Origin of the sequence: Brevundimonas sp., assembly GCF_016463485.1 — a bacterium.
In the GTDB taxonomy this organism is placed as follows: Bacteria; Pseudomonadota; Alphaproteobacteria; order Caulobacterales; family Caulobacteraceae; genus Brevundimonas.
Map to the genome: position 1 here is coordinate 1 of NZ_JAEMRD010000120.1, position 9780 is coordinate 9780.

Genomic DNA, 9780 nt, shown 5'->3' on the forward strand with positions numbered 1-9780 from the left:
GGTGGTGCCCTTCGTTCCGCCGTCGGAGCAGTCGCAGGCCACCAGCGGCCAGATCCGCGTCGCCGCCGCCCTGACCGACGCCCAGGTCAAGGTCGATACCGGGTTCCAGGGGGCCAGGATCGTGCTGTACGGGGCGGTGTTCAATCCGACCGACACCCCCGCCGACGTCGTCGTGGTCGTGCGCGGACCGGATGCGCCCGTTCGCCTGGTCAAGAAGACCCGCAACATGGGCGTCTGGCTGAACAGCCGGCCGGTGCTGTTCGAGGGCGCCCCCGGCTTCTACATGACCGCCTCGACCCGGCCGCTGAGCGAGATCGCCGGGTTTGGTCAGTTGCGTCGTCTGGGCGTCGGCGTTGATCACCTGCGCATCGGGGCCCCGGACGAGGCCCGGACGGTGACGCGATACGGCGTGCGGGACGTGGTCATCTCGCGGCTGGGAGACGACTATCTGGACTGGCGCCGCGCCGTGATCCGGCTGAAGGAGGCGGCGGCGCTGTACAATACCGATCCCGACGGGGTGACGTTCGTGGACCGGGGCCTGTTCCGCGCTGAGGTCGAACTGCCGACCACCGCACCGACGGGCGAGTACCACGCTGAGGTCTGGCTGTTTCAGGAGGGCAAGCCGGCCTCGGTCTCGAACCTGACCCTGACGGTCGAAAAGGTCGGGTTCGAGCGCGACATCTATGAGTTCGCCCACCGTCGCCCCTGGTCCTACGGCCTGCTCAGCGTGCTGCTGGCCGCAGGAATGGGGTATCTGGCGTCGCGGGTCTTCCGGCGCGGCTGAGCCTACCGGGTTGCCAACCGCACCAGCTTGCCGTTCGCTTCGTCTGTGATGGCCCAGACGGCACCGTCCGGGCCGACGGCCACGTCGCGGATGCGTTCGCCCAGATCGGTCAGCAGCCGCTCTTCCCCGACCACGCGGTCGTTCTGGATCACCAGCCGGGCGATGTGCTTTTCCTTCAGTCCTGCGACCAGCAAATTGCCCTGCCAGGCCAGGAACATGGTGCCTGAATAGAGGGTCGCGCCGCCCGGGGCGATGACGGGATCCCAGTAATAGACCGGCTGTTCGGTGCCTTCCTTTTGCGTCGCACCGGCATTGATCGCACCGCCTGCGTATTCCACGCCATAGGCCGCGTCGGGCCAGCCGTAGTTCAGGCCGCGCTGGTCCAGATTGACCTCGTCGCCGCCCCGGGTGCCGTGCTCCACGGTCCAGACCTTCCCGTCGGCACCGATGGCGATGCCCTGGACGTTGCGGTGGCCCAGGCTCCAGATCTCCGGCAGGGCTCCCGCCTGGCCGACGAAAGGATTGTCGGACGGGACCGTGCCGTCGGCATTGATGCGGATCGTCTTGCCCATGTGCGAGCCCAGATCCTGGGCCTGGGGCCGCATCGGCTTGTCGGAACGCTCACCCAGGGTGACGAACAGCTTGCCGTCGGGCGCGAACGCCAGCGACGAGCCGAAATGCTTGTCGCCGTCATAGATGGGCAGGGCGCGGAAGATGACCTGGACGTTATCGACCCGGCTGCCGTCCGCCGACAGGGCACCACGTGCGACCGAGGTGGCGTTGCCGCCCTCACGCGGCTCGGCATAGCTCCAGTAGATCATCTGGTCGTTGGCAAAGCTCGGGCCGACCACGACGTCCAGCAGCCCCCCCTGGCCGCGCGCATCCACGGCGGGCAGGCCGGCGATGGCAGCGCCCTTGGTCCCGTCCGGCGCGATGATCGACAGCTTTCCCGAACGCTCGGTGACCAGCCAGCGCCCGTCGGGCAGGAGGGCCAGGCCCCAGGGGTGGTCGAGGCCGGATGCGACCACGGCGTGGGTCATGGCGACGGAGGTCGTCACAGCGGGCGCGCGCGTCTGACCGGCGAAGGCCGGGGTCTGGCCGCCACCGTTGGCGGGGCGGGTCTCCAGTGGAGTACCGGCCTGCGGTGTCGGAGCGTTCTGCCCGCTGGCTCCGCAGGCGGCGGCCAGGGCGGCGAAGGCGACGGTGGCGGCGAGGGGGATCATGCGCATGGCGGGTCTCGAACAGGCTGGGGGTCGACGTACCAACGGAAGGCTAGAGGCTGCGTTCCCGCTGAACAGCGCCGCTTGCTGCGACCGATCGTCCACGGCACGGGCCACGAAAAAGCCGGCCGGGGCGGACCCCGGCCGGCTCTGAAGTTCACCCTCTTGGCGGGATGATCAATATTTGACCTTGAAGGTCACGCCGTAGGTGCGCGGCGCGCCGAGGAAGGCGTTGTAGGTCGCGGTGTCGGCCGCTGCATTGTAGAAGGTGCCGGGGTTCGAGCCTGCGGTCTGGAGCGTCGACTGGAAGGCGGTGCCTTGCAGCGGCGCGGCAAAGCCGACCTGGATGTATTCCTTGTCGGTCAGGTTCTGGCCCCACAGTTCGACGGTCCAGCGATCGTCGGCCGTTCCGAGGGTGATGCGGCCGTTGACCAGGGTATAGGCATCCTGACCCTTGTAGGGAAGCAGGTCGGAACCGGTGTTGTATTCGCTGGAATACTTGGCCGACAGGCTGGCCCCGAACAGCAGGTTGCCGACGGTGCGCTCGAAGTTCACCGAGTTGGTGCTGGACCATTCCGGAGCAAAGGCGGGGGTTCCGCCCGGCAGCAACGAAAGAGCCCCGAAGTTGGACGGCTGGGTCAGCTGGGCGGCGGTGAAGACGCCGTATTCTGCATCCGTGTAGGTCAGGCCGGACGAGACCGACAGGCCTTCGATCGGGGTGAACCACAGGAAGTCGGCATCGAAGCCCTGGCTCTTCAGCTCGGGGATCGATTCCACCGTGAAGGCGGTGCCGAGGAAGGTGTTGAGCTGGAAGTTCTCGACCGTCTGATTGAAGTAGGTGGCGTTGAACAGCACCTTGCGATCGAACAGGGTGGCCTTGAAGCCGGCTTCGTAGCTGTCGACCGTTTCCGAGGGGAACAAGGTCGAGGCGTTGGGCGTCACGCCGGTCTGGGTGCGGTCCAGGTTATAGCCGAACGACTTGTAGCCGCGGGCGTAGGACACATAGGTCAGGAGCTGGTCGTTCAGGCGGTAGGCGGCCTTGACCGTGCCCGAGAACTCGCTGTCGTCGAAGTCCTGGTGGGCGACGCGGTCCTGGAAGGCGCTGTTGACCCAGGGCAGGCAGATCGTGCCGACGATGGAGCCGGCCGTGGCTGCGCCCAGCAGGCCGCCGATGGCCCCCGAGTTCGCCAGCGCCGCATTACAGGTGCTGGAGTTGTTGTTGAGGTTGGTCTGCAGCGAGTCGACCGACTTGGTGTCGCTCGTGTAGCGCAGGCCGACCGTGATATCGAACTGGTCCGTCAGATGGATGGTGTTGTTCGTGAACAGCGCGAACGACTCGGACGTCTGGTTGTAGCGGTCGCGGAAGCCCTGGCCGACGATGAAGCCGGGACCGGTGGCCTGTGCCGAGGCGACGGTGACGATCTGTCCGCCCGGACCGACAGGAAGCTGACCCGTGCCGCCCGAGGCCAGACAGCCTTGCAGACCTGTACCGCCCGAGGTCTGACCCGGCCGCGTGAAGCAGCCGATGATGCCGGGGCTGACCGGGAACTGCGGAACCGCGCGGTTCAGGTTGGCGCTGAGCAGGAAGGACAGGAAGGGGGTGTAGTCTGCGCCGTTGTAGAAGCTGTCCGTGCGCGAAACCTGCTCACGGGTGGCGAAGGCGCCGACCAGCCAGTCGAGGCGATCCGTGGCCCCGGCCAGACGAACTTCCTGGGTCCAGTTCTCGACGCCGTAACCGTAGTCGCCGTCGTTGACGCGGTAGTTGATGTCCGCGCCCGTGTAGTCGATGTCCTGACCCAGCGAGGACTTCCAGCGGCGCCACGACGAGACGGTCGTCAGGGTGGCGTCACCCCAGCGGTTCAGGTCGATGTTGGCCTCGGCCGACAGGCCCTTGTCTTCGATGGTCTGGCCGTCTTCGCGGTTGGCGTAGCCGAGGCGCGAGAAGGGCAGGCCGCTGAAGGTCGCGTTGGGCGGGGCCTGGCCGGTGCCGGTCGAGAGGCCGTCGACGAAGGGATAGGTCTGGCCGGTGCGGACCTGAACGCCGACGCAGCAGTATTCGTCGCGCTTGGAATAGTCGGCGATGAGCCGGATCGAGGTGTTGTCGTTGGGCAGGATCAGCAGCTGACCGCGGCCGGTCCAGAAGTCCTGGTTGCCGTCGTCGCGATCGGTACGGGGACCGTCGCCCAGATCGATTTCGGTGAAGCCGTCGCGAACCCGGCGACCGGCATACAGGCGGAAGGCGACCTGGTCGTTGATCGGACCGGTGACCGAGCCCGAGGCACCCATGGCACCGTAGTTGCCGAACGTCAGCTCGGCGTCATAGCCGGGCGTGAACGAGGGGGCCTGGGTGATGATGTTGATGACGCCGGCCGAGGTGTTCTTGCCGAACAGGGTACCCTGCGGCCCCTTGAGGACTTCGATCCGTTGCAGTTCGCCCAGGTCGCCGAAGCCGACCGAGTTGCGCGAGCGATAGACGCCGTCGATCACGACGCCGACCGAGCTTTCCAGGCCGGGGTTGTCACCGACGGTGCCGACGCCGCGGATACGCACGGTCGTCGAGGCTTCCGACGAGGTCGAGGTGACGGTCATGCCGGGCGTCAGGATCTGCAGATCCTTGATGTCCTTGACGCCTGCGTTGTCGAGCGCTTCGGCCGACAGCGAGGTGACCACGATCGGCACGTCCTGAAGGCTCTGCTCGCGCTTCTGGGCGGTGACGATGATGTCGTCGACGCTGGTCGACGGGCCTTCCTGGTCCTGGGCCGAGGCGGCACCGACGAGACCGAAGGCGACCGCGCCGACGACGGCGGCGGACACGGAATAGCGAAGTGATTGAGTAAGACGCATGGACGGCTCCCGGCTCATGGCCCGACCGCCTGGACGGCGATCGCGGCGTTTCCTGTTTCCCTGCCCTCGCTCTCTTGCCGGAGCTGCGGGTATTTCGAACCCCTGCCGTAATCCAAGCCGAGTAGAGCGACAAGCAGCGGCAGGGGCCTGGCGCGCGTTTTGCCCGCCCGTGGACGCCGGTGTGACGCAAAAGCGACAAAAACGGCTGACCCAAGGTCAATATTGGGCGTGAACCGCCTAGTAACCTTTCAGGTTTCGGCCAAAACCTTGCGCGGTCCGCGCCTGGCGATCGCAAGCGCCAGGGCTCCGCACAGACCCGAAAGGATCGAACCGGCCAGCACCCCCAGCTTGACCTCGACCTGTTCGGGCGAATCGACGGCACCGGGAAAGGCGAGGGCCCCGATGAACAGGCTCATGGTGAAGCCGACCCCGCACAACAGGCTGACGCCGTAGACCTGAAGCCAGGAGGCGTCGGTCGGTCGGGTGCCGAGCCCCAGTTTCGTCGCCAGCCAGGCGGCACCGAACACCCCGATCTGCTTGCCGAGGAACAGGCCGCCCGCGATGCCGAAGACCAGCGGCGCGAACGCCTGATCCAGGGACAGGCCTGCGAACGACACACCGGCCTTGGCGAAGGCGAACAGCGGCAGGATCAGCCAGGCGACATAGGGGTGCAGGTCATGCATGGCCTCCTTCAGCGGCGACTGTCTGTCCTCGGCGCGCGGCGCGATCGGCACGATCAGGGCGAAGGCCACGGCGGTCAGGGAGGTGCTCAGCCCCGCCTGGACCGTCAGCCACCACACCGCCGCGAACCCCAGTACCCAGAAGGGCGCGGGGATACGCATCGACCTTGCCCAGATCGCTCCGCCGACAAGCAGGGCCGCGACGCCCAGCAGGGGCATCCACTGCACCCCCTCGCTGAACAGGATGGCGATCATGGCGATGGCCCCCAGGTCATCGACGATGGCGAGGGTCAGCAGGAAGACCCGCAATGACGCCGGCAGTCCCTTGCCGACCAGGGCGAAGACGGCCAGGGCAAAGGCGATGTCGGTGGCAAGCGGTATGGGCCAGCCGCCGTGGGGACCACCCGTCATCCCGGTGATCGCCAGATAGACCAGCGCCGGCGCGACCATGCCGCCCAGGGCCGCCAGAACGGGCGTCGCCAGCTTCTTCGGATCGCTGAGTTCGCCGCGCACGATCTCGTATTTGATCTCAAGGCCCACCACGAGGAAGAAGACCGCCATCAGGCCTTCCTTGATCCACTCGGACACCGTCTCCTCCAGCCGCAGCGGGCCGATCTGGACGACGTGATAGCTCTTCAGCCAGGCGAAATAGTCGGCCGACAGCGGCGAGTTGGCCACGACCAGGGCCGCGACGGTGGCGAGAGCCAGGGCTGCGCCGGAGGCGGTCTCGGTCTTGAGAAAATCGAGAGTCAGTTTGCGTGCCACGGGGCCTCCGAGAATGGATGTCTGCCGTGGCGCCGGTTATCGACGACGCCGGACCGGATTCGCCGGGAGAGCCCGCGCCAGCCTGACCCCGAGGGGGCCTGATCTCTGCGACCTTTCTAGCGCATCAGGTCGGCTGATGTGAAGCCGCAACAGGCGTTGCGGCGGAGCCTTTGAAGGGGCATCTGCACCCCATGCCCGTTACCCCAGCCTATACGCCCGAGCCCCGTTTCTTCGACCTTGGGGACGAGTACGCCGACGCCGTCGGTCCCGCCAACTTTCCGACGACGATCCTGCGCTATCGCAACGATCGGGCGGCTGCGAGCGTGGGGCTGGAAGGGCTGAGCGAGGACGAGTGGATCGCCGCCTTTGGCCGGTTCGAGCCCTTGCCGGGCCAGCCGGGGCCGATCGCCATGCGCTATCACGGGCATCAGTTCCGCCACTACAACCCCGACCTCGGCGACGGGCGGGGGTTCCTGGCTGGACAGCTCAGAGAGACCACGCCCCTCGCGCTCAAGCAGACGAGCGCCGCGCGCGAGACGGTAGCGCCCAGGGATGGCCGGCTGCTGGACCTCGGCACCAAGGGCTCGGGCACGACGCCGTGGTCGCGGGGCGGGGACGGGCGGCTGACGCTGAAGGGCGGCATGCGGGAGGTTCTGGCCGCGACCATGCTGGAAAGCCTGGGCGTCCCAACCAGCCGGGCGTTGAGCCTGATCGAGACGGGCGAGGCGCTGGAACGGGGCGACGAACCGTCGCCGACGCGGTCGGCCGTCCTTGTACGGCTCCAGCACAGCCACGTCCGCTTCGGCACCTTCCAGCGCGCGGCCTATCACCAGCGCGCCGACTTGATCGAGGCGCTCGTCGAGCATGTGCGGGCCCTCTATCACCCTCATGTCGCGGCGGGAGATGCGCCCGGCCTGCTGGCCGCGATCGTCGAGGCCTCGGCGAAGCTGACCGCCCGCTGGATCGCGGCGGGGTTCGTTCACGGGGTGCTCAACACCGACAATCTGAACGTCACGGGCGAGAGCTTCGACTACGGCCCGTGGCGCTTCCTGCCGGCCTATGAGCCCGGGTTCACCGCCGCCTATTTCGACCAGACGGGGCTCTATGCCTTCGCGCGCCAGCCGGAGGCGGTGTTCTGGAACCTGACCCAACTGGCCGGCTGCCTGAAGCTGGTCGCGGATGCTGTGCCCCTGACCGAGGCGCTGAACAGTTTCGGCCCGGCCTATATCCGCCACCTGCGCGCGGCCTTCCTGATGCGGCTGGGGGTGCAGTCCCTGGGCGAGGCGGCGGATCAGAGGCTGGTCGATACGACCCTGGCCCTGCTGCGCGAGCGGGGCGAGGGGCTGCGGTGGGAGCCGCTGTTCTTCGACTGGTTCGCGGGCTTCAGCTCTTCGGCGCGGGCGCTGGGCGGACCCCATGCGACGCTTTATCAGGGCGAGACCTTCGACGCCTTCCGCTTCGCCCTGTTCGAGCATGAGCCGGACCGGCCCGAGCGGCTGGAGCATCCGATGTTCGCGCAGGCTGGGCCGGAAGAGATGCTGATCGAAGAGGTCGAGACCCTGTGGGCCGCCATCGCGACCCATGACGACTGGTCGCCCTTTCAGGCGAAGCTGGCGCGCCTCGAACAGGCCCGCCAGGCCTGGAGCTTCGAGGGCTGACAGGCCCCGATCCAGATTACGAAACTGTATGCATACGGCCACGCTTCGGCCGCGTAGCTGCGTAGATTTCGCGGCCTGAAACATGCGTTGATCGGCTAAGTCATCAATTGATGTCTACGGCTGATGACATGTGAGAAAAGCTGTGCCATTACCCCTTGCAGACGGCAGCGGGCGATCCGATATCGCGACTGTTGCAGTTTTCTTGCCGACGACCTTCATCCCAGAGCCCCGCCATGGCCGCCACCTTTACGCCCGCCTCCGTCGCCCCCGTTTCCAGCGCCGCCGCGCGCCTGCGCGCCACCTATCGCAACATGGCTCTGTGGACGCTTCAGGGCTGGATCGCGATGTTCTTCCTCGCGGCCGGTTATGCCAAGCTGACGGAATCCATGGCCAATCTCGTCACCCTGATGACCTGGCCGGCCGTGGTGCCGGAACAGTTCGTCCGGGGTCTGGGGATTGCCGAGATCGTGCTGGCTGTGGGCGTCCTGATGCCGCTGGTGTCGTGGAAGATCGGGCGGCCCCTTGTCGTGGTCTCCGCCGCCGGCCTGATCGTGCTTGAGGCCGTGATGCTGGGCGTGCATGCTCTGGGCGGCGACATTGGCCTGTCGGTCGTCAACCTGCTGCTGCTGGCGATCACGATCCCGGTGTTGCTGGGCCGCCGGGCCTGACTTCGCCGACCGACCGGCAACGGTCGGAGCAGAACTTCACCTGATCCCAGTCCCGCGCCCATTTTCGGCGCCACGCGAACGGCTTGCCGCAGGAGACGCACGTCTTCTGTGGCAGATCGCGTTTGTTGGTCCCTGCGTCGTTGACGTGCTTGCGTGGCATCGCTGCTCCTCTGCTTTCGTCATCCTCCGGCTTGACCGGAGGACCCAGCGGCGCGCGCGGGCGCGAACCTGTTGCGGACCTCGTCCCCAGACCGTGCGCGGACAGATCGCCTTCGGCGCCGCTGAGTTCCCCGGTCTCGCTTCGCTCGCCGGAGAATGACGAAAGAAAAGATGACGCACCGGCACACAAAAGCTTCCCTTTACGTGCGCGTCAAGTTCGCGCTATGTAGCTGTCATGGCGACCGCAGACGACCATCGCACCTATTCCATCCGCCAGCTGTGCCGCGAGTTCGGGGCGACGGCCAGGGCACTCCGATTCTATGAAGACAAGGGGCTGCTGACCCCGGCGCGCAAGGGGCAGACCCGCGTCTATGATGCGCGCGATCGCGCCCGGCTGAAGCTGATCCTGCGCGGCCGACGCATCGGTTTCACCCTGCACGAGATCCAGGACATGCTGGACCTCTACGACCGTAACGACGGCAACACCCATCAGATGGCGATCGCCCTGCGCCGCCACCGCGCCCAGATCGAGGCCTTGAAGCAGCAGCGCGAAGACCTCGACGCCGCCATCGAGACGGCCGAGGAGGCCTGTGCCGCGATGGAGGAGCGCCTGTCCCAGATGCGTCCCGACCTGTTGCCCGGCGCCGAGGACTATGAGTCGGTCCTGAGCGCCCGCCTGAACCCCGACAACCACGACCACCACCCGGTCCGCCATCCCTTCAAAGCGAGAGCCTGAGCCTCATGGCCTATAAAGCCCCCGTCCGTGACCTGACCTTCATCCTGAATGAAGTGCTCGAGATCGACCGCTATTCCAACCAGGCCGGGTTCGAGGACATCTCGTCCGATCTGGTGCAGCAGATCCTCGAAGAGGGCGCCAAGTTCGCCGAGGAGGTCATCGCCCCGATCAACCATTCGGGCGACAAGGAAGGCTGCCACTGGGCCGAGGGCGGCGTCGTCACCGGGCCCAAGGGCTGGAAGGAAGCCTATCAGGCCATGGTCGCG

9 protein-coding genes are annotated in these 9780 nt (G+C 66.9%); 5 read left to right on the forward strand and 4 right to left on the reverse strand.

The annotated features are described in order from the left end of the window. Position 1: 1 nt before the first annotated feature. Positions 2-784 (forward strand): TIGR02186 family protein, encoded by a 783-nt coding sequence (locus JHC99_RS14455; protein ID WP_292155114.1) that lies wholly within the window; start codon positions 2-4, stop codon positions 782-784. Positions 785-786: 2 nt separating this feature from the next. Here the strand turns inward: JHC99_RS14455 and JHC99_RS14460 are convergent, their stop codons facing one another. The 3 genes from JHC99_RS14460 to nhaA form a co-directional block, all read right to left on the reverse strand. Next, the gene (locus tag JHC99_RS14460; protein ID WP_292155115.1) at positions 787-2013 is read right to left on the reverse strand and encodes a PQQ-dependent sugar dehydrogenase; all 1227 of its coding nucleotides are present in this window, start codon (positions 2011-2013) and stop codon (positions 787-789) included. A gap of 168 nt (positions 2014-2181) precedes the next feature. Continuing rightward, positions 2182-4848 carry a TonB-dependent receptor gene (locus JHC99_RS14465; protein WP_292155116.1) on the reverse strand — a complete coding sequence of 889 codons (2667 nt, stop codon included), beginning with the start codon at positions 4846-4848 and terminating at the stop codon, positions 2182-2184. A 248-nt stretch (positions 4849-5096) separates the two neighbouring features. Next, positions 5097-6293: a Na+/H+ antiporter NhaA gene (gene nhaA, locus JHC99_RS14470; protein ID WP_292155117.1), complete on the reverse strand. Its 1197-nt coding sequence runs from the start codon at positions 6291-6293 to the stop codon at positions 5097-5099. 191 nt (positions 6294-6484) lie between these two features. On the opposite strand from nhaA, the gene JHC99_RS14475 reads away from it, so the two are divergent. Both JHC99_RS14475 and JHC99_RS14480 read left to right on the forward strand, forming a co-directional pair. Then, positions 6485-7951 carry a protein adenylyltransferase SelO gene (locus JHC99_RS14475; RefSeq protein ID WP_292155118.1) on the forward strand — a complete coding sequence of 489 codons (1467 nt, stop codon included), beginning with the start codon at positions 6485-6487 and terminating at the stop codon, positions 7949-7951. Positions 7952-8184: 233 nt separating this feature from the next. Then, on the forward strand, positions 8185-8619 hold the full coding sequence (locus tag JHC99_RS14480) for a DoxX family protein (RefSeq protein WP_292155119.1): 435 nt from the start codon (positions 8185-8187) through the stop codon (positions 8617-8619). On the opposite strand, the gene JHC99_RS14485 is transcribed toward JHC99_RS14480, so the two are convergent. Beyond that, positions 8585-8779: a DUF2256 domain-containing protein gene (locus JHC99_RS14485; RefSeq protein WP_292155120.1), complete on the reverse strand. Its 195-nt coding sequence runs from the start codon at positions 8777-8779 to the stop codon at positions 8585-8587. The genes JHC99_RS14480 and JHC99_RS14485 overlap by 35 nt on opposite strands. Positions 8780-9013: 234 nt before the next feature. Here JHC99_RS14485 and JHC99_RS14490 point away from each other — a divergent pair, with 234 nt between their 5' ends. Together JHC99_RS14490 and JHC99_RS14495 are read left to right on the forward strand one after the other, a co-directional pair. After that, the gene (locus JHC99_RS14490) at positions 9014-9514 is read left to right on the forward strand and encodes a MerR family DNA-binding transcriptional regulator (RefSeq protein ID WP_271145393.1); all 501 of its coding nucleotides are present in this window, start codon (positions 9014-9016) and stop codon (positions 9512-9514) included. Between the two features lie 5 nt (positions 9515-9519). Then, positions 9520-9780 (forward strand): acyl-CoA dehydrogenase N-terminal domain-containing protein (locus JHC99_RS14495; RefSeq protein WP_292155121.1); only part of this gene is annotated, 261 nt, incomplete at its 3' end.